The organism is Streptomyces sp. NBC_00448, assembly GCF_036014115.1.
GTDB lineage: Bacteria > Actinomycetota > Actinomycetes > Streptomycetales > Streptomycetaceae > Actinacidiphila.
Genome location: NZ_CP107913.1, coordinates 9,031,168 through 9,058,088 on the forward strand (window position 1 = coordinate 9,031,168; position 26,921 = coordinate 9,058,088).

At 75.1% G+C, this 26,921-nt stretch carries 13 protein-coding genes; 8 read left to right on the top strand and 5 right to left on the bottom strand.

Features of this window, described 5'->3' with window-relative positions; translation table 11 throughout:
* Positions 1-40 precede the first annotated feature (40 nt).
* A complete protein-coding gene (locus tag OG370_RS38800; protein ID WP_328472786.1) occupies positions 41-3,562 on the bottom strand; it encodes a type 2 lanthipeptide synthetase LanM family protein in 3,522 nt (1,173 codons plus the stop codon).
* 647 nt (positions 3,563-4,209) lie between these two features.
* Between OG370_RS38800 and OG370_RS38805 the strand changes: the two genes are divergently transcribed.
* The 5 genes from OG370_RS38805 to OG370_RS38825 all read left to right on the top strand — a co-directional run bounded on the left by OG370_RS38805 (position 4,210) and on the right by OG370_RS38825 (position 12,913).
* Positions 4,210-6,492, top strand: coding sequence for a peptidase domain-containing ABC transporter (locus OG370_RS38805; RefSeq protein ID WP_328472788.1), 2,283 nt, complete (start codon positions 4,210-4,212; stop codon positions 6,490-6,492).
* Complete coding sequence (locus OG370_RS38810) at positions 6,489-9,122, top strand: lanthionine synthetase C family protein (protein WP_328472789.1); 2,634 nt, start codon at positions 6,489-6,491, stop codon at positions 9,120-9,122. The genes OG370_RS38805 and OG370_RS38810 overlap by 4 nt, the downstream gene beginning before the upstream one ends.
* 238 nt (positions 9,123-9,360) lie before the next feature.
* Positions 9,361-12,024 (top strand): class III lanthionine synthetase LanKC, encoded by a 2,664-nt coding sequence (gene lanKC / locus OG370_RS38815; protein WP_328472791.1) that lies wholly within the window; start codon positions 9,361-9,363, stop codon positions 12,022-12,024.
* Positions 12,012-12,158, top strand: coding sequence for a hypothetical protein (locus OG370_RS38820; protein ID WP_328472793.1), 147 nt, complete (start codon positions 12,012-12,014; stop codon positions 12,156-12,158). Before lanKC ends, OG370_RS38820 begins: the two co-directional genes overlap by 13 nt.
* Before the next feature lie 233 nt (positions 12,159-12,391).
* Positions 12,392-12,913, top strand: a complete 522-nt coding sequence (locus OG370_RS38825) for a hypothetical protein (RefSeq protein ID WP_328472795.1) — start codon at positions 12,392-12,394, stop codon at positions 12,911-12,913.
* A 26-nt stretch (positions 12,914-12,939) separates the two neighbouring features.
* On the opposite strand, the gene OG370_RS38830 is transcribed toward OG370_RS38825, so the two are convergent.
* Complete coding sequence (locus OG370_RS38830) at positions 12,940-15,261, bottom strand: ATP-binding protein (RefSeq protein WP_328472796.1); 2,322 nt, start codon at positions 15,259-15,261, stop codon at positions 12,940-12,942.
* Between the two features lie 748 nt (positions 15,262-16,009).
* Here OG370_RS38830 and OG370_RS38835 point away from each other — a divergent pair.
* The 3 genes from OG370_RS38835 (at position 16,010) to OG370_RS38845 (ending at position 20,147) form a co-directional block, all read left to right on the top strand.
* A complete protein-coding gene (locus OG370_RS38835) occupies positions 16,010-16,216 on the top strand; it encodes an MbtH family protein (RefSeq protein ID WP_328472798.1) in 207 nt (68 codons plus the stop codon).
* Positions 16,217-16,782: 566 nt separating this feature from the next.
* Positions 16,783-18,774, top strand: a complete 1,992-nt coding sequence (locus OG370_RS38840; RefSeq protein ID WP_328472800.1) for a thioester reductase domain-containing protein — start codon at positions 16,783-16,785, stop codon at positions 18,772-18,774.
* A gap of 29 nt (positions 18,775-18,803) precedes the next feature.
* Positions 18,804-20,147: a cysteate synthase gene (locus OG370_RS38845; RefSeq protein ID WP_328472802.1), complete on the top strand. Its 1,344-nt coding sequence runs from the start codon at positions 18,804-18,806 to the stop codon at positions 20,145-20,147.
* Positions 20,148-20,248: 101 nt separating this feature from the next.
* Here OG370_RS38845 and OG370_RS38850 read toward each other — a convergent pair whose 3' ends face one another.
* The 3 genes from OG370_RS38850 to OG370_RS38860 all read right to left on the bottom strand — a co-directional run bounded on the left by OG370_RS38850 (position 20,249) and on the right by OG370_RS38860 (position 26,921).
* Positions 20,249-23,245, bottom strand: coding sequence for a helix-turn-helix transcriptional regulator (locus tag OG370_RS38850; protein ID WP_328472804.1), 2,997 nt, complete (start codon positions 23,243-23,245; stop codon positions 20,249-20,251).
* Between the two features lie 72 nt (positions 23,246-23,317).
* The gene (locus OG370_RS38855; RefSeq protein WP_328472806.1) at positions 23,318-23,539 is read right to left on the bottom strand and encodes a hypothetical protein; all 222 of its coding nucleotides are present in this window, start codon (positions 23,537-23,539) and stop codon (positions 23,318-23,320) included.
* A gap of 34 nt (positions 23,540-23,573) precedes the next feature.
* A complete protein-coding gene (locus OG370_RS38860; protein WP_328472808.1) occupies positions 23,574-26,921 on the bottom strand; it encodes a type 2 lanthipeptide synthetase LanM family protein in 3,348 nt (1,115 codons plus the stop codon).

The following is a 26,921-nucleotide window of genomic DNA, read 5'->3' on the forward strand; positions in this document are numbered from 1 at the left end:
TGCCGACCCGCGGGCCCAGGACGGGGACCGTCCGCGGATCTCAAACCGGTGGAGGCGGCGCCAACAGCAGTACGGGGGCCACCTGTTCGGGCGCGGCGATCCGCAGCAGCCCGTGGCCGATCCCGGCCAGACCGGTCATCAGCCCCGGCGTCGCGATGCCGCCCGGCGTTCCGCAGACCGGCCCGTCCCGCTCGATCTGCGCCACCGCGGCCGACGCCTCCCGGGACCAGGCGAGCTGAACCGCCGTGTGGTGTGCGCCATCCGCGCCATCCGCGCCATCCGCGCCGCCCGCGCCATCCGCGCTGACCGACGTCCCCAACGTCCTTGCGGCGGAGAGCAGTTCGAGGTTCCCCAACGCGCCATGGCACAGGCTGTGGTTGCGGTGCCGGCCGAACCGGGCGGTGCTGTCCAGCGCGCGCCGCAGGTCCGCGAGGTTCGCCACGAAGGCGGGTGCCTCGGGGGCCCGTGCGTACGCGTGCAGGACCGCGGCCCTGGCCAGGCCGACACCGGGCGCCCCGTGGCACCAGGAGTGCTGGCTGCTCGGCTCCGCCTTGCGGTGATCCGGCCAGTTGCCCGACCGCGCGTCGTACGCGCCGCGTTCGTAGCCGAACGCGCGCAGGCCCGTGGCGCGCGCACCCCCGTCACCGGTCCGCGCGGCGTACGACAGCAAGGCCCAGCCGGCGCCCGCGGCACCGTGCGAGAAACCGAGCAGCGGGCGGTGCGCCGTCCCCGGCCACCCGACACCGTCGCCGGCCGGCACCGCGCCCGCGACGAGCGCCTCGGCGCAGCGTTCGGCCAGCCGGTGCGCGGCCGGCCGGTACGCCGCCCATCCGTGATCGGACGACAGGGCCTCGGCGACCGCGAGGCAGCCCGCGGTGCCACTGATGACGTCGTGGGCGACGTCCTGCGACACGCGCTCCCGGGCGAGTTCGAGCAGCGGCGCGACAAGAGCGCGCGCGGACGCGTCGCCGAGCAGCGCGGAACAGCAGGCGAGCGCGTACGCCACCCCGCTCATCCCGGTGAACGCCCCCACGATCGCCTCGGCTTCGTGCGCACCGCCGGCGTCGAGCACCTCCCGCGCGTAACCCGCGACCGGGCCGAGGGCTCCCCGGGCGAGGTCGGCGTGGCGGGGCTCGCCCGTGACATGGGCGAGCTGCGCCAGGAACAGGGCGATGCCCGCGTAGCCGTTGTACAGATCGACGCCCAGCGGCCGCACCGACCAGCGCGACTCCTGCCAGAGGTCGAGCCCGAGCCAGCCGAGCCGCCCCCCGCTCGCGTACGCCGACGCTTCGAGGCGGTCCGCGACGGCCCGCGCGGCGGACAACGCCCGCTCGGGCAGGTCCGGTGGCAGGAGGCCCTGCTCGGGCAGGGCCCGGCCGGACCCGGCGGTGTCGCCCGACGGTCCGGGCTCGGCGCCGCTCGTACGCGTGGCCAGGTGCGCCGCCACGATCCACCGCTGGTCGTCCAGGTCGCGCCCGCCCATCCCGGCCAGGGTGCGCCCGACCAGGGCCGCGCCGGATTCCGGCAGCAGGTCCGCGAGGACCGCGCCGCCGGCCGTGCGCACGTCACGGGAATCGCCGCGGGCGGTGAACAGCGGGACGTCGCCCGCCCACAGATCGGCCACCTCGTGCCGGACCAGCCGGGCGCGGGCCGGATCGGTCGCCGCCCTGGCCCACAGCACGCCGAACACCTGGTCCCGGTCGAGCGCGTCGCGCAGCACGTCCGGGTGCGTGGTCTCGGCGAGCAGCGTGGCGTACTCGTGGGTGGGCCGCGGGATGACACGCGCGAGGTCGCCCGCGAAGGGGGCCAACGGCCCGCCCGGCGCCTGCAGTTCGCCGGGCGAGGCGGGCGCCTCGCGCGACGTGCGTGCCTCGCTCGTCGGCAACGGCTGTCCTGGGTACAGCAGTTCGCCGCGTCCGGCGGCGATCGCCGCGTATCCCTCGCGGTAGCCGTCCAGCAGTGGGCCCGCGTACCGCACCGCGTCCAGGTCTGCGCCGTCCAGCCGGGGCCGGTTGTGGACGCTGCCGAGGACGGGCTGGACCCGGTCCAGGCGCATCGCGTCGGTGCCCGCCCCGGTCCAGTCCACCACCCGGTACGGCAGCGCCGCGTCCTCGTCGCCCCCCATGCCGCCCGCGTCGAACGCCTGCCCGTCGGCGCCGACCACGACGGAGGGCAGCAGGCCGACCCGGCCCACCGACTCGCGGTACGCCGTCACCGCCGGGTCGCCGTCCAGGGTCGCGCTGCCGTAGGAGCGGGGCAGGTCGGCGCAGAACAGCGATTCGAGGTCGATCGGGACGGGCTGGTCGCCGACGGCGATCAGGTTCTCGAAGTGGAAGTCGACGCCGCCCAGGCTGTGCAGGAGCGCGAGCAGCGCGCCCTGGCGGTGGAAGTAGCGCGTCGCGGCGGCGCCGTCCGCGCAGGGCGCCGGCGCGACGAACTCGACCCAGCCGTGCTCCCCGCGGTCGACGACGGTCAGGGTCCGCAGCCGGGACGGGCCCGGCAGCCGCCCGTTGTACCAGTCGATCACGTCGTTGAAGTGGCGGTGCATGCTCAGCGGCCGGGGCTTGTAGACTGCCCGGGCGCCCGAGGCGAAGGTGGCGACGCCCACCGAACGGCCGCCACCGTGCGTGTCGCCCTTGGCCAGTTCGACGCGGGCGAGGGGGCCCGGGTCGGCGCCGCCGAACAGCCGGCGCACCAGCTCGGGCCGGTCCTGGACGAGCCGCTGGAGGAACTCGGCGTGGACCGCGGCCACTTGGCCGGCCGCGGCGATCAGCAGACGGGCCAGCACGGCGTACTCGTCGAGCAGTTCGGCGAGCGGCGCGGGGCGGCGGAAGTGCCGGACGAACGACCAGAAGCGCTCCTCGGGCGCGTCGCCGTCGAGCCGGCCGGTGACGCGCAGGACGTTCAGTTCGAGCACGAGCACCCGGCTGGCGAGGCGTACGAGACGGCGGGTGACCTCGCCGCGCGCCGCGTCCCTGACCGCCGCGCGGTCCGCGGCGCTTGACGGGCCGACGTTGTCGGTCGCGGCGTCGAACCGGCGCAGCGACTCGTGCACGAACGGCTCGACGACGAAGGCGAAGCCGCGCTGCCAGCTGCCGAGTCGGCCTGCCTCCTGTTGGCCTGCTCCGTGTTGGCTTCCGCCGGGGGCGGGACGGCCGGCCGGTTCCTCCGCGCCGTGGTCTCCCGTCACCGACGCCGCCACCCGTTCGACGTCCAGGGCCCACGCGGGCTTGGCCACGCGCTGCGCGAGGCGCTCGGGCGGTTCGGCCAGCAGTGTCCTGAGCTGCCGGGGCGTACCGCCGTACTCGCCCGTCTGGCGGTCGAGCGCGTCCGCGGCGAGGTCGGCGAAGGCGTCGCGCCAGCGCCGCAGCCGGATGTCGGCCACGGCCGCGGCGTCGTCGCTCTCGGCGTCCCCGTCGTCGGCCTCCGGCCACCCGGTGGCGCAGCGCTCGTCGAGGCGGAGCGCCCGGACCCACCAGGCCCCGGTCAGGGCCGGCCGGCCGCGACGCTCCCAGGGCATGGTGAGCGGGCGGGCAGCGGTCGGCCGGGTCTTCGACGCCATGGGGGCCTCCCTCGTCGCGGTCGGGTAGCTGCCATGAGTCGACCGCTAGGTGCCGTCGCACCGCATGCGCGTTCACCACCCACATTCGCGCGTGCGCGCCGGGGCGAGGTCCGGCCGCCGCCGGTCGCGGCCGTCAAGGGCGCCGGGTGGGGCGGAACTTGGGTGCTCAGCACGCATGTCCGTGCCGCGGGCCGCTGCGATCGTCGATCCCGGTCGCGCCGATCCGGCGCCGATCCGGCGCCCGGCCGGAACCGAGATGCCGCGCCGCGACCCACCCGCACGAACGGACGTCACCGGGTGCGTACGACGAGGGAGGAGGGTCTGGTGCCGACAGTCGACGAGAACGGGCGGAAGCTCCTCGCCCCCGCCCGCCCGGCACCGCCCGCCGGCCGGTCGAGCGGTGCCCTGCCGAGCCGTGCCCTGCCGGTTCGTCGACGGCCGCCGGTCGCTGGACGGCCGCTGCTTGCCGAACGGCCACCGGTCCTCGAACGGCCGCCGGTTCTCGAACAGCCCCTGGCGCTCTGGCAGTTGACGGCGCCGGCCCGGGTCGGCCCCGCCCCACGGCCTGCCGACGCGCGGTACGGGTCGCCGCTCCTTCGCGCCGCGCCGGAAAGCGTCACGTCCGCCCTTCCCCTGGAGGAACAGCCATGAGCCTCCCCCCGTTCGCGCGTCGCCTCCTTCCGGCCCGGCGGGTCCCGTTGCGCGTCCAGCTGACCAGGACCGAGTGCGGCGCCGCGTGCCTGGCGATGGTGCTCAGCTTCCACGGCCGGCAGACGTCGGTGCCCGAGAGCCGCGCGCGCCTGGAGATGGGGCGCGACGGGGTCTCCGCCGGCGAGATCGCGCGCGCTGCCGAGACGTTCGGGCTGCGGGTGACGCTGGACACCTCCGACGACGCGTGGGCGCGACCGCGGAGCGGGCCGACGATCGCGTACCTGTCCCGCCACCACTTCGTCGTGGTGGCCAAGGTGTCGGGCTCCCACGTCTGGATCGCCGACCCCGGCGCCGGGCGGCGCCGGCTGCCCCGCGCCGAGTTCGCCGAGGGCTACGGCGGGGTGCTGCTCCGCTTCGCACCGGGCCCGGACTTCGCCCACCGCCGGTCGGCGGTCCGGGACCTGCCGATGGTGCGCTACCTGCGGCAGTTCGTCGCCATGCCGGGCGGGCGGCGCCGGCTCGCGCTCGCCGCGCTGCTCGCCGCCGGCCTGCAGGGGCTGGGGCTGGCCGCGCCGATGGCGACCAGGGCCATCGTGGACTCGGTCATCCCCGGCCACCGTGTGGGCTCGCTCGGCTTCTTCCTCGTGGCCGCGGTGGGCGTCGCGGTGCTGTGCGGGGTGCTCGCCGCGGCCCGCGGCCTGGCGATGCTCGCCCTGCGGGTGCGCGGGGACCAGCGGCTGAGCCGGGAGTTCGTGACGCATCTGTTCGCCCTGCCGCTCGGCTTCTTCGGCGACCGGGGCCGAGGCGACCTGCTGATGCGCCTGGCGAGCGTGTCGTCGACCCGGGAGGCGCTGACCCAGCAACTGCTCACCACCGTCCTCGACGGCTGCCTGCTCTCCGGGTACGTCATCGGCCTGCTGGTGACCGCGCCGCTGTTCGCCGTGGCCGTGGTCCCGCTGTTCGTGCTCCAACTCGCCGTCGTCACGGGCAGCTACCGCAAGACGCGGATTCTCGCGCAGCGGGAGCTGGCGGCCAAGACCGAGGAGCAGGGCTACCTCGTGGAGGCCCTCGAAGCGATCAGCGCGCTGAAGGCCAACGGCGTGGAGCGGCGCGCCACCGCCCGCTGGGAGCGGCTGTTCACGACGTACCAGACGGCCAGCGCGCACCGCGGCCGATGGACCGCCTGGCTGACCGGTGCCCAGAAGGGCCTGAGCATGTTCGGGCCGCTGGCGCTGCTCTGGCTGGGGGCGTGGCTGGTGCTCACCCACCGGATGAGCGTCGGCACCATGCTCGCCGACAACGCGATCGCGCTGTCCGTCCTCAGCCCCATCGAGACGTTCGCCAACTCCGGCCAGATGTACCAGGGCATCAGGGCGCAGGTCGAGCGGGTCTTCGACGTCCTCGACGCCCCGCGCGAGCGGTCCGGCACCGTCCGGCTGCCCGCGGCGGCGTCCTCGGCGATCTCCCTGAGCGACGTCGCGTTCCGCTACCCGGGAGGCCGCCGCCCGACGCTGGAGGACATCACCTTCACCGTCGCCGCCGGGCGGAAGACGGCGATCGTCGGCCGGACCGGCTCGGGCAAGAGCACGCTCGGCGGGCTGCTGCTCGGCCTGCACCTGCCCGAGCGCGGCGAGATCCGGCACGACGGTGTCGCGCTGGCCGACCTGGACCTGCCGGACCTGCGCGCGCACTGCGGCGCCGTCCTGCAGGACCTGACCCTGTTCGACGGTTCGATCCGGGACAACCTGGTGCTCAGCAGACCGGACGCCGGACTCGACGAGATCGTCAGGGCGGCGCGGCTGGCCGGGCTGCACGACGACGTCGCCGCCCTGCCGATGGGCTACGACACGGCGGTGGGCGAGGGCGGCACCGGGCTGTCGGCGGGCCAGCGCCAGCGGGTCGCGCTCGCCCGCGCACTGATCCACCGGCCGCGGCTGCTGCTGCTCGACGAGGCGACCAGCCACCTCGACCCCGAGACCGAGCGCCGGGTCGACGCGGCGCTCAGCGAACTGTCCATCACCCGCGTCGTCATCTCGCACCGCATCAACGCGGTCCGCAACGCCGACCAGATCATCGCGCTGGAGCGCGGCCGGATCGTCCAGCGCGGCGACCACCGCCGGCTGATCGCGCAACCGGGCGTCTACCGGGATCTGTTCGGCCACGACGAGGCGGCCGGCGCGGACCCCGGCCCGCACCCCGACTTGGCGGCGCCCGCAGCTGGTGCGGCCCCCGATCTGGCGGCACCCACCGCCGGCCGCCGCGTGGAGGTCACCTCATGAGCGTCGACGTGTTCACCTTCGCCGATCCCGACTTCTACCTGCCGCCGTCCGCGGTCGCGGACCGCGCGCCCCACCTGCGGCCGGGGACCGTACCGCCGGACTGGACCGCCGCGATGACCGGGTGGTGGACCCAGTGGACGCCCGACGGCGGGCGGCGGTTCGGGGCGGGCGACCTGCGCGTCCACGCCTCCGCGCACCCCGAACAGCTCCAGCCGGCGCTGGACGCCTTCGCCGCGGCCTGCTTCGCGCGCGGCATCCCCTTCCGGCACGTCGCGAACCGGAGCGTCCACCGCCATCTGAACCACCCGCGCGGCTCGCGGGCGCAGGCGGGCAGGTTCTGCGTCGCCGCCCCCGCCGACGCGGCCTCCTCGGAGGACCTGCTGCGGGCGCTGCGCACGGCCGCGGTCTTCGAGGCCGGGCCGGCGGGGGCGGCAGAGGCGCAGCACCAGGGCCCGTCGTTCGTACGGCCCGGCCGCGTCCCCTCCCCGGCCGCGTCCGCGATCCGCCCGGACGGCACGCGGGCCACCGAGGACTATCTGATGGACGGCCCCGCGCCCACCCCCGTGCCACCCGAGGGCTTCGAGGTACGGCGGCTCAAGGCGGCCTCCACCGCCGGATATGCGTACACCGCGCGCAACGTGCTCGACGGCTCCGAGATCTTTGTCAAGCAGGCGTTCCCGCACGCCGGGCCGACCGAGAACGGGGGCACGGCGGCCGATCGGCTGCGCGCGGAGTGGCGGGCGCTGACCCTGATCCACAAGGAGGCGCCCGGCCTGTGCCCGCGCCCGCTGGTCTTCGTCGCGGGGCGTCAATACCCGTATCTGCTGGCCGAGTTGGTGGAGGGAGTGCCGCTGACCTCCTGGGTGGTCGCGAACAGCCCGCTGGCCGACCCGGCCGCGTCGGCGGGCGACTGGGCGCGCTACCACCGGCGGGCGGCGGACCTGATGGCCCGGATCGAGCGCGACCTGCACCGCCTGTGGCTCCTCGGCCGGCCGGTGGACCGCGTCGAGGCGCGCGACGTCCTCGTCGACGGTGACGACGGCATCCGGTTGACCGGCGGTTTCGTCGGCGCGGGCATCGGCAGCGGCCCGGACGGTGACGGTGACGGTGACGGTCCCGGTGAGGGCGCCGGTGACAGCGCCGGTTCCGGTGGCGCCCGACGGGGGAGCACGGACGGTCCGGCCGCGACCGCCGCCCGCCTGGGGCTGCTCCTGCTGACGCCGCTGGCGCCGTCGGCCGAGCGGAACCCGGGCGCCTTGGCGCACCTCCTGCGCGACCTCACCGAACGCGGCCCGGTGCCGCCGGAGCTGTGGCGCCGGGCGACCCGCTCGGCCGGATCGTCCGTGACCGCGGCGGCCACCGCCGCGCTCCCCACCCCCGAACAGGTCGACGCCGACGAGCGCAAGGCCCTCACCGAGCTGCGCGACCGCGTCGCGGCGGGCATCGTGGACGCGGCGGCCGACCGTCCCTGGGGCGTCTTCCCCACCGTCCCGCAGGGCTACGAGACCAACACGCTCGGCGTGGCCTACGGCACCGCCGGCGTGGTGCACGCCCTGCGCAGGTCCGGGGTGGACGTCCCCGACTGGATCACCCGGCGGCTGCGCGAGGACGCGCTGGCGCAGGCCGACTCCCTTCCGCCCGGGCTCTGTTCGGGCCTGGCCGGCATCGCCTGGGTGCTGGCCGACCTCGGGTGCCATGACGAGGCGGGCGCCCTGCTCGGCGTGGCGGACCGCCATCCGCTGACCCGCGACTCGGCCACCCTCGCGTGGGGCGCCGCGGGCGTCGCCATGGCGCACCTGGCCCTGTACGGGCACAGCCGCGACGAGCACCACCTCGACCGCGCCCTGGAGTTGACGAGCCTGCCCGAGCGGCCGGCCGCGCTGAGCGCACGGCTCGGCCCGCACGACATGACCGGCCTGTGCTACGGACGCACCGGGATCGCCCACGCCCTCCAGCAGGTGGCGGCCGTCACCGGCGAGGACCGCCTGCGGCGTGACGGCGTCCGGCTGCTGCACGCGGAACTCGACCGGGCCCGGGAGTCGGGGACCGGCGAACTCGTCTTCCCGGTCTCCGCGAAGGACCGCAGGGGCATGTACTACCTGCACTGCGGCACCGCCGGCTTCCTCACCGTGGCCGCCCGCCACCTGGCCGCCGCACCGGACGAGCGGCTGGCGATGGCCGTACCGAAGCTCGTGGCGAAGTCGTCGATCACGTACGTGGCGCACGCCGGGCTCTTCCAGGGGCTGGCGGGACTGGGGTTCGCCCTGGCCGAGTGCGGCCGGCTGCTCGACGACGCGCGGGCGCGGGCCGCCTCGTGGAAGTCGGCGCGCACCCTGTTCGCCCACGCGCGGCCCAGCGGCGACGGCGTCCGCTTCCTCGGCGACCTGCGGCTGCGCCACAGCTGCGAGTTGTGGAGCGGAGCCTCCGGTGTCCTGCTCTTCCTCTCGCACCTGCTCGACCAGCGCCCCGACCCGCTCTTCAGCGTCGACTCCCTCGCGCGCGGCACCGGTTCACCGTCCCCCGCCCGCCGCGCCGGCCACCCGGCCCCCGCCGCCCGCCGCGCCGTCACGCCGGCCCCGGCGCGCACCCCCCAGATGTCCGCCCGTCACCCGACGGCGCGGAAGCCGTGAAGTCCCGACAGATCAGGAGAGACCCATGAGCCAGGTGCTGAACCTCCAGGAGATGGAAATCCCGGCCCCCGACCAGCAGCAGGAGGTAGAGGGCAGCTACTTCATCTGCAGCGACGCCAGCTGGTTCCTCTGCGCGTGAGGCACTGCCGGGGCGGCGCGTCCGTGACACGCGTCGCCCCGGCCCCCCGCGGGCGGACGGCCCACCTGCTCACCCACGTCCGGGAAACGCGAGGCAGCAATGATCGAACAGACCTATGCGATGGCCGACCCCGACTACTACCGGCCCGTCGAGACCCTCGCGGACCGCGGCCGGGAGTACGCCCCGTCGAAGGTCCCGGACGGCTGGCAGTCCTTCGACCACTACCTGTGGCGGTCCTGGGGGCGCAAGGGCCGGCCGATGCCCGACCAGGGCTGGAAGGTGCACGTCTCGGCCCGCGCCGACCGGATCGCCGACGTCCTCGACGTGGTCGCCGACGAGTGCTTCGCGCGCGGCATCCCCTTCAAGCACGTCGCGGCCACGCGTTTCGTGCTGCTGCTCCAGCACAAGCACGCCTCCCGCACGCAGAGCGGCAAACTCGTGGTCGCCTACCCGGCCGACGAACGGGCCGCCCGGACGCTGATGGGCGCGCTCGCCGCGCGACTGGAGTCCGAGCAGGGGCAGTTCATCCTCACCGACCGCCGCTTCGGCGACTCCCAGGTGGTCCACTACCGCTACGGCTCCTTCACGCCCCGGCGCCGGCTCCAGCCGGACGGCACCGGCACGCCGGTGCTGCGTGACGGTCGCGGCCGGATCGTCACCGACCGCCGCGAGCCGAGGTTCCACCTGCCCGAGGGGATCACCGACCCGTTCGCGCCGGACAGCGCGCCCGACGACACGGGGACCGACTTCCACGGCTTCGCCTTCGACCACGCCGTCCGGCACAGCAACGGCGGCGGGACCTACGCCGGCCGCGAACTCGCCACCGGCCGGAAGGTCTTCATCAAGGAGGCCCGCGACCACACCGGGCTCTCCTGGGACGGCCTGACCGCCGTCGAGCGCACCCGGCGCGAGTGGGACACCCTGCGGGCGCTGCACGACGCGCACCCCGGGATCTGCCCCGAGCCGATCGCGTACTTCCGCGAGTGGGAACACGAGTTCCTGGTCACCGAGTTCATCGAGGGCATGACGCTCAACTCCTGGGTGGTCGCCCGCAGCCCGGTGACCCAGGTGGAGGCGCGGCGGCCGGACTTCGACCGGTACACCGCCGACTGCGAGGCGGTCGTCGCGTCGCTGGCGGAGCAGGTGCGGGTCCTGCACGCGCTGGGGTACCTCTTCGGCGACGTCAGCCCCGGCAACGTCCTGGTCGGCGACGGCGACCAGCCGCGCCTGGTGGACTTCGAGGCGGCGCGCGGGCTGCGGGACAAGGGCGTCTCGGTGGCCACCGACGGATACGCGCCCCCCGCCCACCTGGTGCAGGACGACCCGGCGGTCCAGGACGACTACGGCATCTCGGCGCTGGTCCGGCTGATGCTCGGCCCGACCTTCGCCACGGCGGACCGCTACCCCCGCTCGCTGGAGCACCTGCGGGCCGACCTCCAGGAGAGGATGGCCGTGCCCCCGGCGCTGTGGGAGCGCGCGGTCCGCTACCACCCGGCCGACGGCCCGGAACTGCTGCCGGGCCCGCGGGAGGTGGCGGCCGACCCGGTACGCCACCTCCGCGATCTGCGCGACAAGGTCGCGGACGCCCTGACCTCGATGGCCGACCCGGACCGCGCGGACACCCTCTTCCCGACCATCCCCGACGGGTACGCCAGCAACACCGTGTGCGTCGCCTACGGTTCCGCGGGTGTCCTGCACGCGCTGCGGCACAGCGGCGTCACCGTGCACGAGGACCTCGTCGCACGCTTCCGCCGCGACGCGCTGGCCACCGCCGGGAGCCTGCCGCCGGGGCTGCACGTCGGGCTGGCCGGCGTCGCCTGGGTGCTGGCCGACCACGGATACCTCGACGAGGCGCGCGACCTGCTCGCCGCCGCGACCGAGCACCCGCTGACCGGCCGGCGGGCCGGCTTCGCCGAAGGCGCGGCCGGGGTGGCGATGACCCACCTGTCGCTCTTCGAGCACACCGGCGACCACCGGCACGTCGACACCGCCGAGCGCCTGCTGTCCGCGCTGCCGGCGGACGGGGAACTGGCCGGACTGCTGGCGCCCGACGACCCGACCGGATGGCTGCACGGCAGGTGCGGCATCGCCTGGGCGCTCCACCCGCTCGCCGCGGTCACCGGGGACACCGGCCATCTCGACCGCGGGGTGCGGCTGCTGCACCACGAGTTGGACCGGGCGATGCCCGCCGCGTCGGCGTCGCCGCACTTCCCGCTCTCCGCCACCGACCGCCGGTCGATGCCGTACCTGTTCAGCGGCACCGCCGGAATCCTGCGCGCGGTCTGCCGCTACACCACCGTCTGCGCGGACGAGCGCCTCGCCGCCGTCGAGAGCGACCTCCTGCCGCGGCTGCGCACCACGTACACGGTCATGCCGGGCCTGTACCAGGGCCTGGCCGGGCTGGGCTTCGCGCTCGCCGACCACGCGGCCGTCAGCGGCGACGAGGCATCCGCCCGCTCCGCGCTGCGCACCGCCCGGGCCCTGTTCAAGTACGCGGTCCCCGGCGCCACCGGCGTCAGGTTCCACGGCGAGAAGCTCAAGCGGTTCAGCGCGGACCTGTGGAGCGGCGGCGCGGGCGTCCTGCTCTTCCTCGACCAGGTGCTCGGCGCGGGCCAGGACCGGCTGTTCAGCCTCGACCGGCTGAGCGCGCGCCACCGCGCGGCTGCTACGGCACCGGCCGCCACCGACCCCCGCGCCGACGACGGCACGGGACGCAACCGACACGACCCCTCCCACGGAAAGAGCGGACCATGGACCAAGTGATCGCCCTGCAGAGCCTGCCCGACGCACCCCGGCACGACCCCGCCCCCGAGAACGGGGAGATCGCGATCTCCGAGCTGAGCTTCGCGATCTGCGGACCGTTCCCCAGCGAGTTCAGCGTCAGCGTCTGCATCTGAGCACCCGCCTCCGCCCCCGTCCCCGGCCCCGTCCCCGCCCGGGCCCGCGCCCCCACCGCGGGCCCGCCCGGACGGCCGGCGGACCCTGTGCGGCACCGGAGGCTCGGCCACTTGGCGGGTGGACCTCATTCGCGTGAATCGCGGGGCCGGATCGCTTGAGGATGGGCGGGGGAGCGTAATTCTCCTGGGAACGCCACCCCCGGACGTTCGTCCGCCGACCGGAAGGCGCCCCCGTGCGTATTCTCCGTCCCGCCACGGGCGCTGCCGCGCTCGTGCTCGCCGCCTGCACCACGCTCACCGCCACGTCGGCGGCCCACGCCACCGCGGTCGACCTGGCCTGCACGAGCACCATCGCCCCGCAGTACACCCCCGGGCTGACCCTCACCCCCGCGGCCGTCACCCTGAACGGGCCCGGCACCCTGGACAACTGCGTCGGGAAGGCGGGAGTGACCTCCGGGACCATCGCCGCGCAGGGCTCCAGCGACTCCTTCTCCTGCACCGCCGGGAGCCTGAAGGTCGAGGGCGACATCACCTGGAACGACAAGACCACCTCGCACTTCACCTTCACGGCGCTGCGCGTGCTCCAGACCAACGGCTCCCTGGTCAGTGTGAACAGCGGCACCATCACCTCGGGCCCCTTCACCGGGGACACCATCACCGCCTCCTACACCCTCAGCAACCTCCCCTCGGCCTGCGCGCTCCCGGGCGGGGTGACCACCGCGACCGGCACCGGCGTGTACACGCTGTCGAACTGACCCCCGAGGGGGCCGCGGACGCCGCGTCACTGCTGGGACTGGGCGGCCCATGCCGCGATGTGGGAGCGCGAGCGCAGGCCGAGCGTGCCGCGGATGTTGCGGACGTGGGTCTCCACCGTGCGCACCGACACGTGAATCCGCGACGCGATCTGACGGTTCGTCAATCCCTGTATCAGCAAGGCGGCCACGGCCCACTGGCGCGGGCTCAGCGGGCCGTGCCGGACCTCGTCCCGCGCCGGCGGCGCTGCCGGTGCGTCGCCCAGCGCGTAAGCCACCACCTCGTCCGGGCGGAGCGAACGGCCCAGGGCCAGCTCGCGGTCCGCCCGGGAGGTCAGGCCGTTGACGCCGGCGGCCCTGGCGGCCTCGACCCGCTGACGCCACCAAGGATGGGACCGCAGCCCGCAGGTGACCGACTCGGCCATCTCCTCGGCGGCCGAGATCAGGTGGAGCCCGCGCTCGAACTGGAAGCGCCGGACGGCCACCACGGCGAGCCCCTCGATCAGCCCGGCCGCGTCGCCGGGGCCCTTTGCCGGCGACCGCAGCGGCGCGGTGAAGTGCCGCTCCGCCGTCGAGAGGTCGTCACGTTCGACGGCGAGTGCCCCCGCCACGTGCATGACGTCGCACTGCCACTCCGGCGGGACGGCGGGTACGGCGGGGAGCGCCCGGTCGATCAACCGGGCCGCCGAGGTGGGATCGCCGCGGGTCAACTCGTGCCTGGCGAGGTGGCCCACGCACACCGCGAAGGTCAGCTCGTCCGCCGGCTGTTCGCCCGCGCGGACGCTCGCCGTGAGGTCTTCGAGGGCGCCGGAACGGTCGCCGGCGTGCTCCTTCAGCAGGCTGAGCCGGAGCAGCAGGCGGCACAGCAGGGGGCTCGGCGCGCTCGCGCGTTCCCGGTCGACTGCCTCCTGCATGGCGTGCAGCGCCTCGCGGTGCGCGCCGCGCCGAGCGGCCAGCATCCCCGCTGCCTCCAGGGCGATCGCCCGGTAGCGCGCCTCGGGCTTCGTGGCGCGTAAGGCGCCGTGGACGAGGAGGGCCGTATCCGTACCGGCCCCCGGGTCCGTGTCCGTGTCCGTGTCCAGGGTGACCAGCCCGCCCACCAGCAGCAGCCGGCGCTCGTCATCGTCGGCGGCCGGCCCTTCGAGGGCGTGCCGCAGGTTGGCGAGTTCGGCCCCCGCCGTGCGCATCGTCTCCCGGGAGGCGATCCCCGTTCGCCACAAAGGACTCACCAGGGCCGCGAGCCACCGGGTGAGTCCTTCGTACGCCTGCTCCTCCTCGTGCAGATCGCGGAGTTGCTGGTGGGCGTAACATCGGACCGGTTCCAGCATGTGGAACCTGCCGGCCCCCGCCTCCTCGCGACCCGGGCCGGCCGGGGACCGGATGACGGACTTCGATTCGAGCGCCGTCAGCAGCCCGGGCACCGACGACGCCGGGACCTCGTCCGCGACCACGGCGACCGCGGCGTCCACGCCGAAGCCGCCCGGGAAGACCGAGAGCCGCCGGAACAGCATCTGCTCCATCGGCTTGAGCAGGTCGTAGCTCCAGGTGAGCGCCGCCCGCCAACTCCGGTGCCGGGTGGACGCCGTCCGCCACCCGCCGACCAGGAGGGAGAGCGGGTCGTCCAGCCGCTTCCGCAGCTCGGCCACCGAGAAGGTCCGGATCAGCTGTGCGGCGAGTTCGATGGGGAGCGGCAGGCCGCCCAGCCGCTCGCAGACCGCCCCGGTGTCCGCGGCGTTCTCCTGGGTGAGTGCGAAGTCCGGCACCACGGCGCGGGCCCGGTCGGCGAACAGCCGGACCGCGTCCGATCGCAGGTATTCGCTGGCCGAGGGCCTGCCGTCAGGGTCCGGCAGCGGCAGCCCGGTCACCGGATATACGGTCTCGCCGGGTATCCGCAGCGCCTCGCGGCTGGTGGCGAGGATCTGGAGCCCCGGATACCGGGCGAGCAGCCGGCCCACCAGGAGCCCGCACTCGCCGATCACGTGCTCGCAGTTGTCGATCACCACCAGCCAGCCGTCCAGCTTGACGCCCGACCCCTTCGCCTCCGCGAAGAGCGTGTCGGCGTCGATACGGCCGTGCAGCGCGGCGAAGACGCGACTGGCCACGGACTCCGGTCCGGCACACGCGCCGAGTTCGACCACCGCGATCGCCTGGCGCCCGCCGCGCTGCTCCTTCCTGGCCACTTCGAGGGCCAGCCGGGTCTTCCCGGCGCCCGCGGTTCCCGTCAGCGTGAGCAGCCGGGTGCCCCGCAGCAGTCTGCTCGCCTCCACCATCTCGTCCACCCGGCCGACGAAGCTGCTCAGCGGGGTCAGCAGATCACCGGACGTCTCCGTCGCCAGAGACTCGCTCTTCATACGTCGTCGATAGGCGCGCTGCCGGCATGCGTTCGAGCAGTACCGAGCGGACGAGGCCTCAGTTCTCAATCCTTTTTCCAGGGGGGAGCCACATGAATTGCAGGAATGCGGCATGGAATTCGGATGAACCATGAAAAAAACTCCACGACACTAATGGGGGGAAGTCTCGCGCGGTGGACATGGCGGATCTCATGGGTGGTGACGATCAGTCAGCCGCTGTGATCGTAGGGCCCGTTGACCGGGGTTTCAAGGCTTCATCTTTCGTCATATTATGACAGCGTTCCGGCTTGTCGGGAGGTCGGGCGGGTGTACGCTCACGGGTTTCCGTCCGCGCGCGGGGCTGAACACACCGCCGAGTGAGGCTGATTTCGGTCATCCGGAAAAGAGGATGGCGGATAAACTCCGGTCGGTCGCGCGGCCGGCGGGGACCGTATGCCTCCGGCCCGGGCGGACTGCGACCCAGTTCACGAGGTGTGTGCACCGCCTTCGCGCCGTCCGTACGGGGCCGGGGCCGGCTCCACGGGACCTGTGCCGGCCGCCGCGCACTTCCCGTTGCCGCCTCTGGGCGATTCCTCCGGTGGGAAATGACGCACGTTCTTCATTTGAATCACGAGTCTGCGCGGATTTCATGGAGGGGGACGCCGACGCGTGCTTCAGCGGTCGGTGGTACGGGCCCCGGCGGCGCGAACCGGCGTAACTGCGGTCATCACCGATACCCGAAGTGTTCGATGTCTGGAACCTTCGGGGCATGAACCCCTTTGACGAACCGGACGGCGAGTTCCTGGTGCTGGTCAACGACGAAGGACAGCACTCCCTCTGGCCCGCGTCCTTCGACGTGCCCGACGGCTGGCGCGTGGGCCACGACCGGGCCGGCCGCACCGGTGCCCTTGCCTACATCGAGGAGAACTGGACGGACATGCGGCCCAGGAGCCTGGCCGAGGCCATGGACGGGTGAGTTGCAGCTCCCGTCGCGCGCGCCCGCTCGACCGGGCACCGATCCCAGGCGGTGCACCGATCGAGAAGCGCCGCGCGGCGGGTCACCCGGCCGGCACGCGCGCCCCGGTGAGAGAGGGCTCTCCGCGTCGCGGGCCGGCCGGTCGGCGACGGCCCGCCAAGCCGTCGGCCACCAAGCCGGGCGGGGGCCCTTCCGCCCCGGTGCACCCGGCGCACCCGGCATGTCCGGCGCACCCGGTGTACCCGCTGCACCCGGCATGTACGGCGCACCCGGCACCTCCGCGAGCGGTTCGGTCCGCGCCCGCGGGCCCACCTCGCCGCCCGGTCCGCAGGAGCCGGGCAGGGAAAGCGGGTTACGCAACTGTGCGGACTCCGCCGATGACGCCCGCGGACCACTCGGCACACTCCGGCGACGTGCGCCGAGTCCCGGAGACCGGTCGGACGGCCCCGTGGTGCCACGTCCACGGGGCCCTTCCGCCGGCCCCGACTGGAGGTTGACCAGCCCATGAACACGCTGCGTGCCGCGACCGCCGAGACGACGCCTGGCTGCGCCCCGTCCCGCCGGGCGTGCCCGGCGAGTTGTACGTCGCGGGGGCCCATGTGGCGCGCGGCTATCTCGGCCGGGCCGCGCTGACGGCGGAGCGTTTCGTCGCCGACCCCCACCGGTCCAGGGAGCGGATGTACCGCACCGGCGACGTGGTGAGGTGGAGCCCCGAGGGGCTGGTGGAATTCGTCGGCCGGGCCGACCACCAGGTCAAGATCCGCGGCTTCCGGATCGAGCCGGTCGAGATCGAGGCGGCCCCCCTCGCCGACGATCGGGTCTCCCGGGCCGTGGTGGTGGTGCGGGAGGACACGCCCGGGGACAAGCGCCTGACCGGCTACGTCGTCCCGGCCGCCGCCGGCGCGGACGTCAGCGCCGCGGAGTTGCGGGCGGCCGTCGCGGACCGGCTGCCGGCCCATATGGTGCCCGCCGCCGTGGTCGTGCTGGACGCGCTGCCGCTCACGGCGAACGGGAAGCTGGACCGGCGGGCCCTGCCCGTGCCCGCGTATCCGGCCGACGTGACCGGCCGGGAGCCGCGGTCGCGGCGCGAGGCGGAACTGTGCGCGCTGTTCGCCGAGGTGCTCGGCGTCGAGCGGGTCGGCGTCGACGACAGCTTCTTCGTCCTCGGGGGCCACTCGCTGCTCGCCACCCGGCTGGTCGGGATCGTCAACGAACGCCTGGCCGCGGCCCTTCCGCTGAAGGTGATCTTCGACCACGACACCGTCGCCGCGCTCGCGCCGCTGCTGGACGCGGCCCCGGCGGCCGGGGCGACGAGCCTGCCCGCCGCCGCGGACCGGCTGATCGCCGATGTCCACCTCGACCCCGCCGTCACCGCCGAGGGGCACACGCCCCGGGTGCCGGACGGGCGGGCCCCGCGCAGCGTGCTCCTCACCGGCGCCACCGGTTTCCTCGGCGCGTTCATCCTGCGCGAGGTGCTGGACCGCACGGCCGCGGACGTCTTCTGCCTGGTGCGCGCGGCCGATCCGGGCCAGGCCCTGAAGCGGGTCCACCGGACCTTGGACGGGTACGGACTGTGGGAGGAGCGGTTCGCGGGGCGGATCGTCCCCGTCCCGGGGGACCTGGAGCAGCCCCTCCTGGGACTGCCGCCGGAGCGCTTCGACCGGCTCGCGCGCCAGGTCGAGGCGGTCTTCCACAACGGCGCCCGGGTCAACCTCACCGAACCGTACGCGCGCCTGAGGAACGCCAACGTGCTGGCGGTACGCGAGATCTGCCGGCTGGTGGCCCTGCACCGGGTGAAGCCGGTGCACTACGTCTCCACGCTCAGCACCGCCATCGCGGGCCCCGGCGACCCCGAGGTCCTGCCCGAGGCATGGCGCAGCGACCCGGCCCTGCTGGAGTTCAGCGGCTACGCGGCGAGCAAGTGGGTCGCGGAGGGCATCCTCCGCCTCGCGCACGAACGGGGCATCCCGACCGCCGTCCACCGCCCGGCGCACGTCAGCGGCGACTCCCGCAGCGGCGTGGTGAGCGGCGACGACGCGCTCTGGCACTTCGTCAGGGCCTGCGTCGAGCTGGGCGCACGCCCGGCCACGGAGGTCGACTTCCAGGCGAACCTGGTCCCCGTGGACTTCGTGGCCAAGGCGTTCACCCATCTCGCGCTCGGCGGACGGGCGGACGGCACGGTCTACAACATCGCCGCCCCGGCCGCGACCGAGACCGTGACCGTGACCGTGCTGGACCGGGTGGCCGCCCTCGGCTATCGCCTGGAGCCCGTCCCGTACGACGCGTGGCGGCAGCGGCTCGCGGACGCGGCGGCGAGGACGCCCGTCTCCGAACGGACGTCGCTGCACGCCGCCCTGCTGCTCGACAGCGCTCCGCGGCCCACCACCGGGGCCTATCGGCTCCGGGCCGACCGGCGCAACCTCCTGCGGGGGCTGGCCGGCACCCGGCTCATCGGGGCCCCCGTCGGGTCCGCGCTGCTGCACCAGTACCTCACGTACTTCATCGAGACGGGCTTCCTGCCGAGGCCGCCGGAGGACGCCCACGAGAGCGGTGCGTGATGCCGACCGCCCGAGGAGAGGGAACACCCGTGAGCGCGAAGGACGTTGTCCGCAACAGCACGGTCCCGACGCACACCGCACGCCACTACGACCTGGTCTGCCGGGCCTGCGGCCACACCATGGCCGACGACGGACTCACCCTGCGCTGCCCGCGGAGCCACCCGCCCGCGCTGCTGCGCACCCGCTACCACGACCGGGAACTCGCGGTGAGCCCCGCGGCCGACGGCCTGTACCGCTACCGGCGCTGGCTGCCGGTCGTCCGCACCCTTCCCGGGGCGGGCCGGACGGTCGTCTACCGCGGCGAGGAACTGGGGCGCGCGCTGGGGCTCGACGACCTGTGGATCGCGTTCAACGGCTACTGGCCGGAACGCGGCGCCGACCTGCGGACCGGCACGTTCAAGGAACTCGAGGCGTACGCCGTCTTCGGCCGGCTGCCCGAGCATCCCCCCGTCCTCGTGGTGCCGTCCGTCGGCAACACCGCCGCCGCGTTCGCGTCCGTGTTCTCCAGGACCGGGGTGGAGTGCCTGCTCGTGGTGCCGGACAGCGGACTGCACCGGTTCGCCGCGGTCCCCGACCTCGCGCCGACCGTCCGGCTGGTGTCGATCGCGGGCGGCGACTACGACGACGCCATCGAACTGGCCGAACGGGTCTCGGCGTTACCGGGGTTCCGGGCCGTGGGCGGGGCGTGGAACGTCGCCCGGCGCGACGGTCTCGCCACGGTCCTGCTGTCCGCGGTCGAGGTGATGGGCGCGCTGCCGGAGGTCTACGTCCAGGCCGTCGGCAGCGCGGTCGGGGCGATCGCGGTCCACGAGGCGGCCACCCGGCTGATCGCCTCCGGCCACTACGGCCCGGCGACACCGCGGCTGCTGATCTGCCAGAACGAGGGCGTCGCACCGGTGCACCGGCTGTGGCACGAAGGCCCCGCGGCGCGCGGTCCGTTGGACAAGCAGCAGCGCCGCGCCGCGACCGGCCGGGTGTACGCGGACGAACTCGTCAACCAGCACCCGCCGTACGCCCTCACCGGAGGCATCGAGGAGGCGCTGCGCACGAGCGGCGGTGACGTCCTGCACTGCCCCGGCGAGGCGGCCCGCGCGGCGGCCGGACTCTTCGCGCGGACCGAGGGGATCGACATCGAACCCGCGGCGGCGGTGGCCCTCGCCTGCCTGGGCCGATCCGTGCGGGAGGGCCGCGTGCCCAGGGGCGCCCGCGTCCTGTTGAACATCACCGGCGGCGGCCGCGCGCGGCTGTCCGCCGGGACCCGGGACGACCTCGCCGCCCGGCCGGTCCTGCGCCTGGACCCCGCCACGCTCGAATCCCCCGGCACCCTCCAGCGGGTCCGGGAGCTGTTCCCCGCGGCGGAGGCGTCCGCCTGAGCGCGCGGCAGGCCGCCCGGCCCGGCACGCGGCGCGAGCGGACGCGGTATGTCCATGATGGGCGATACGAGTGGGCCGTGGCGAGAGATCCCGCGGGCGGCTCAGGGGAGCTGCGTGATGAGTTCGGTCGCGTAGTCGCACAGGGCCGAGCGGTGCGGCCGACCGGTCTTGGCGAGCAGCTTGGCGACGTGCTTCTCCACCGTCCGCGGGGAGATGTACAGCCGCTCGGCGATCTCCTGGTTCCCCAGGCGCGGCGCGAGCAGCAAGAACACCTCGTACTCGCGTGCGGTCAGCCCCTGGCGTCGCAGCTGGGTCGGCACGCCGGGCGTTCCGTCCCGCCGCTGCCGGACGGTCGCGCCCGCCCGGCGCAGCAGGTCGCGGCAGCTGTTGGCCACGGCCGGCACGCCCGCGCCGTAGAAGTACTCCTCGGCGTCGCGCAGCCAGCCCACCGGGTCACCCCAGCCGTCGGCCAGCGCCACCGGCGCCACCAGCCGCTGGCCGAGCCGGCGGGCCATCAGGAACGGCTCGCCCGCTTCCTGCGCCTGCGCCACCGCGGCCTCGGCCGCCGCTCCGCGGCCGGCCCGGCCCTCGTGCACCGCGAACGCGAGCCGTTCGAACTGCCGGTTCCACGGGAGCGCCGCGGAGGGGTCGGCGACGATCTCCGCGTGCTCCTCGGGGTCGGCCTGCCCGGTCAGCGCGCGCAGCAGCGGCCGTAGTCCGTAGCGGCCGTTGAGGTAGTGCACGGAAGGGTTCCCCTGCTCCCAGGCGAACGCCTCGTCGAGTTCGCGCAGCGCCCGCTCCTGGTCCTCCTCCAGCAGCGCGCAGATGGCGCGGCTGCCGAACGCCTGCGGCGACTGGAGCGACTGCTCACCGCCCCAGCGGCGGAACTCGGCCAGCTCCCGTTCCATCTGCCGGCGCCGCCCCTGGTGGGCGGCGAGCGCCACGCGGGTGAGCAGGACGAACTGGTGGTTGTCGGCGTCCCGCAGCCGCGCGGTGCCCTCGGCGCAGCGCTCGGCCAGCTCCTGGGCCCCGGCGTAGTCGCCCCGCAGGACCTGCTGCATGGCCATGGCGGCCTCGGCCCGGTACATCAGTGCCAGCGCGCCATGGCCGAGCGCCGCCCGGTGGGCCCGCTCCAGCCGGGCGGAGGAGCCGGTACGCATGAAGTCGTTGACGCCCAGCCACATCAGGGTGTCGAGCTGCCACGCGGTCAGCCGGTGCTCGTTGGCCAGCACGAGGCACTTCTCCAGGTACGCGTCGGACTGCTCGAAGCCGTGCCGGCGGGCCAGCACGGCGAGTAACTGCCATGCCTGGCAGGCGATCTCCGGCAGCCCGGCGCGCTCCGCGCCGTCCGCGGCCTGCCGGGCCAGCCGTTCCGCCTCGTGGGTGCGGTCACCGCCGCTCTCCCGCACGCCGGAGAGGATCAGATGGGCCTCGACCATCTTGACCGCCGGCCCCAGCGCGGCGCCGGCGGACGGGCCGTCGCCGTCGGGAACCAGCCGGAGCAGTTGGCGGACCTGGCGCACCCGCCCCGCAGCGTCCTCGAACCGCGCGGCCGTCACGGCCGCCCAGGCGATCCGGGCCTGCAAGGTGGCGGCCCGCATCGCGTCCAGCGCGCCAGGACCGGCCTCCGGCAGCTCGTCGGCCAGGGCGCAGGCCCGGTCCAGCTGGCCGTTCTCCACCAGCGTGTACACCAACTGCTCGACCAGCGGCGCCCGTTCGGCGGCCTGGTCGGCCCCGGGCAGCAGGTCGAGGGCCCGTTCGAGCAGTGACACGGCGGAGTTGACGGCGCCGCTGTCCAGTGCGGACCGGCCGGCATCCGCGAAGCGAAGCGCGGCGGCCCGGGCGTCCCCGGCCGCCTGCCGCAGGGCGGCGACCAGGACGCACCACTCACCCGGCAGCCCGGGGTGCGCGCGTTCGATCGCGTCGGCGCCCCGCGCCGCGATCGCGGCGCGTTCCGCGGGCACCAGCGCGGCGACGAGAGCCTCGGCGGTGAGCGTGTGCCGGAACTCGTACCAGTCGCCCACCGGACGGCTGGGCGAGATGAGGTGGGCGTCCATGCCGGCCCGCAGATGGACCAGCAGGTCGCGGTCCGGCAGCCCGCTGACCGCCTGCAGGACCGCCAGCGAGAACCGCCGGCCGAGCACGGCGGCGCTGTTGAGCAGGGCCCGCCCGTCCGGGCTGAGCCGGGCGGAGCGCTGGGAGACGCTGTGCACGACGGTCCGCGGGACATCGATGTCCAGATCGCCGCAGACCTGCCAGCCGCCGGCCGGCCCGCGGCGTAGCACGTCGGCGCTGATCATGCCGCTGAGCAGTTCCTCGACGACGAACGGGTTGCCGTCGGCGTCCCGGGCCAGCCGGTCGACCACCTCCTGGGGCAGCCCGACCGCCGCGTCGTGCGGCGGCGGTCCGGTGGCCGCGAGGGCCGCCTCTGCCATCACCCGGACCTCCTCGCCGGTCAGCGGGCGGGGTTCGGCGAGGACCGCGGACCGGCGCTGGGCGACCTGCCGGGCCAACTGCTCGGCCGGGCCCGGCTCCGGGCGGAGGGTGGCCAGCAGGAAGATCGGCTGCCCCCGGAGGTTGTCGCACAGGTACTCGATGAGGGCGAGGGTCTCGGTGTCGGCGTCGTGCAGGTCCTCCAGGACCAGCAGGCAACCGGGGTGCCGGTGCTGCGTCAGGTCCCGTCCGATGGTGACCAGCAGCCGCAGCATCGCCTCGGCCGTCTCCACCGGCGAGGCCGGCGCCCCCGGGTGCCCGGTGGCCCGCCACTCGGGCAGCAGGCCGCCCAACGCCGAACGGTACGGGGCGAGTTCGGCGTCCTCGGGCAGGCCGCCGAGCCGGACGAACGACAGCAGGGCCTCGGCGATCGGACGGAACGGGGCGGCGGCGCCGCTGGCGGCCCCGGACCGGCCGCGCAGCACCGCCAGGCCGCGGGTGAACGCGCGGAACGCGCACTCCGCGGCCAGGCGCGACTTGCCGATCCCGGCCTCGCCGAGCAGGAACACCGCCCGGCCGTCCCCTTCACGGGCAGCGGCGAGACTCGCGTCGAGCACGGCGAGTTCAGCGCCGCGCCCGATCACCGTTGGTGATGTGATGAGCACCAACGGAGGGTATCTCCGGCTCTGGTCATCTGCCAGGGGCGGGGGGAACGCTCGTCGGTTCCTCCGGTGCCGTCAGTAGCCCCCGGGGTCGCACATGGAGGTGAAGGTCAGGGAGTAGGTGGGAAACACGGTGGAGGGCTCCTCCTCCATCGTGGCCAGGCCGGCCAGCAACTGGGCGCGGCGGCCGACGACCGCACCCGTGCCCAGGCGGATGGCGCCCGCTGGGTGGGCGACGACGGCCCCGTTCCGGGCCGCGGGGTTCTTCCACACGTTGACGAGGGCGTTGTCGCTCATCGGATGCTCTCCTTCGAAGGGCCGGGGTGGGCGGTCACGAGGCCGGCGACTGCAACAGCAGTACCGAGGGAACACGGGAAGCGAAGCCGAGTTGCAGCAACGCGTGCCCGATGCCGGCCAGGCCGGTCAGCAGCCCCGGGCTGCTGACGGAGTCGGGTGTCCCGCAGCGCGGGCCGAACCGGTCCAGCGCGGCCAGCAGCGCGGCCGCGCGGGGCAGGGCCGCGCCGGGCCGGGCACGGCCCGCGCGGGACGCGGCGAGGAGGAGGTCGAGGGCTCCCGCCTCGCCGTGGCAGAGGCTGTGGTCGCCCGCGGTCGGCGCGGCGCCGCGCGCGACCACGAGATCCAGGAGCGCGGCCAGCTCGGGGACGTCCGCGGCGGCTGCGCTGCCGGCGATCGCCAGCGCGGTGCCCGAGAGTTCGTCGCACCAGCCGGTCCCGACCGGGGCCGTCGCGCACCGGGCCGCCGCCGTACGCAGCGCGGCAAGGCCGGCCGCCGCGTATGCGGCTCCGCCGCCGGTCGCGGTGTGTCCGGGTCCGCCGCCCGGAGTCGTGTGTCCGGGCTGGCCGTTGGCCCTCGCGTGCCCGGGCTGGCTGCCGGTCGCGGTGTGCCCGGGTGTGCCGCCGGTCGCGGTGTATCCGGGTGTGCCGCCAAGTGCCGCGTGTCCGGGTCCACTACCGGTCGCCGTGGACCCGTGCTCGCTGCCAGATGCCGCGTGTCCGGGTCCGCCGCCGATCGCGGCGTGTCCGGGCTGGCCGCCAGGTGCCGTGTGCCCGGGTCCGCTGCCGGTCGCGGCGTGTCCGGGCGCGTCGCCGGCTGCCGCGAACCGCAGCAGCGCCCAACCGACGCCGGCGGCCCCGGTGCTGAAGCCACCGGCCGGCAGGGCGTCGGGTGCGTGGGCGGCGAGACGGTCGGCGCAGGCCCGCGCGACGCGGCCCGCCGCCGCCGACCCGGTGGCCCGCTGCACGGCGACCATCGCCGCCAGGCAGCCGGCGTCGCCGTCGAGGACCCCGGGCTGCGGGCTCGCACCGGCCGCGGCCGCGGCCAGGTCGACCGTCGCCGCGGCCCAGCCGGCGATCTCCGCGTCGTCCAGCAAGGCGGCGAGCCGGCTGAGCGCGTAGGCGATCCCGCCAAGGCCCGCGAAACCCGCGCCGATGGCGGGCAGGTCGGCCGGCCGGTCGGCCAGTGAGGTGAGCAGGCCCGGCAGCGGGGCCAGCGCGCGCCGCGCGACCGAGGTGTACCGCTCGGTGCCGGTGAGGTCGGCGAGCTCCGCCAGGAAGAGCGCGGTGCCGCAGTAGCCGTGCGGCAGTCCGGCGCCCAGCGGCTGGACCGCCCAGATCCGGTCGTCCAGGGGCTCCAGGCCCAGCCAGTTGACCCGCCGGCCGTCGTCCTGGGCGCTGGCCAGGATGCGGTCGGCTATGCCGCAGGCGGTCGCCAGCAGCCGCTCGGCGTCGGGCACGGTGGCGGCCGGCAGGCCGGGCGGCGCGACGGCGGCGCGCGGTCCGCCTTCGCGGCGCCGGGTCGCGAGCGTGGCGCGGATCATCCACTCCTGGTCGAAGCGGTCCGTCTCGCCCATCGCCGCGATCCGGCGCTCGGCCCGGGCCAGGCCGCACCCGGTGACCAGGCCGTCGACCGTCAGCGGGCCGACCGCCAGCTCCGTCGTCCCGGGGGAGCAGGCGGCCACGGGGACGTCCCCCGCCCACAGTTCGGCCAGCTCGGCGCCGACCAGCGCGCGCAACCCCGGGCCGCCGGCCGATTCGCGCCACAGAGTGTCGAGGAGCCGGTCCCGGTCGAGCGCGTCGCGCAGGACGTCGGGATGGGTGGACTCGTCCAGCAGGATCGCGTACGAGCGGGTGGGACGGACCACCGCCCGCGTCACATCGTGCGTGAAGCGGGCCAGCAGGCCGCCGGGGCCGGTGAGTTCCGTACGGTGGCCGGCGATCACGTCGTAGCCCGCCCGGAAGCCGGCGACGAGGGAATCCGCGTGGAGGGCGGGGTCGGCCTCGGCGTCGCGCAGCAGCGGCCGGTTGGCCGAGCCGCGGAACACCCCCACGGTCCGGATCAGTCGCATCTCGTCCGTGCCGGGCGCCGACCAGCCGGTCACCTCGCCGGGCAGCGGGGTGTCCCGGTCGCCGCCGAGACCGGAGACGTCCAGCACGCCGTGCTCGCCGACCAGGAAGAACGGCAGCAGCGCGGTCCGCGCGACCGACGCCGTCAGCACCGCCTGCGCCGGGTCGCCGCCCGCCGGCCCGGACAGGTCCGGGTGGAAGAGCGTCTCCAGGTCCACCAGGACGGGCTGGTCGGCGCAGGCGATCAGGTTCTCGAAGTGCATGTCGGTGGCGCCGAGCGCGTGGATCAGTGCCAGCAGCGCGCCGAGCCGCCAGTAGAACCGGCCCACCTCGGCCGGGCCCGCGCAGGGTGCGGCCGCGGCGTACTCGACCCAGCCGTAGCCCGAGCGTTCGAGCACGGCCAGATCGCGCAGATCCAGGCCGTCCAGGCGGGAGTTGAGCCAGCGGACGGTGTCGTTGAAGTGCCCGTGCACGGTGACCGGGCGGGGCTTGAACACCACCCGGGCGCCGTGTTCGAAGGACAGTACGGCGACCGCCCGTCCGCCCTGGTGGCGGTCGCCGGCGCTCGTGTCCACCTGGACCAGCGGGCCGGGGTCGACGCCGGCGAGGAGACCGTCGACCAGTGCGGTCCGGTCGGCGGCCAGCCGCCGCAGCAACTCGGTCCAGGTCTCCACGGCCTGGTCGCAGGCCTGCGCCAGCAGCCGTGCCAGGACCGGGTACTCGGTGACCAGGGCGCGCAGTCCCGCCCGTGCCGAGGTCTGCCGGACGAAGTCGCGGAACCGGCCTTCCGGAGTGCTGCCGCGCAGCCGCTCGCGCACTCTCAGGACGTTGAGTTCGAGCACCAGGGTCCGCCGGGCGAGCTGCACGAGCGCCCGGCCCAACCCGTCGGTGAAGCAGCCGCGGAGCGCCTTCTGGTCGGTCAGCCCGGCAAGGCCGTACCGGTCGACCGCCCGCAGCAGCCGCGTGGCCGCCGTCTCGGTGAACGGCGCGAGCACCGTGGCGAAGCCCGCCGACCACGAGCCGCCGGCCGGCAGCGGCGGGTCGAGCGGAGCGCACGCCAGCGCGTCCTCGACCGTGCCGACCCAGTCGGGCCTTTCGATCCGGCCGGCCAGGGCCGCGGGCTCCTCGGCGAGCAAGGCGCACAGGCCGTCCTCGTCCAGCCCCCGGTCCGCCAGCCGGGCCCGCAGCAGCGCGGGCGAGGAGTAGTCGGACCGCCAACTCTCCGCCAGGCCGTGGGTGCCGGCGGATATCGGGGGCGGCGGCAGCCGCTCGGCCAGGGCCACGCCGCCGGTCCACCACGTCTGCGGATCGATCAC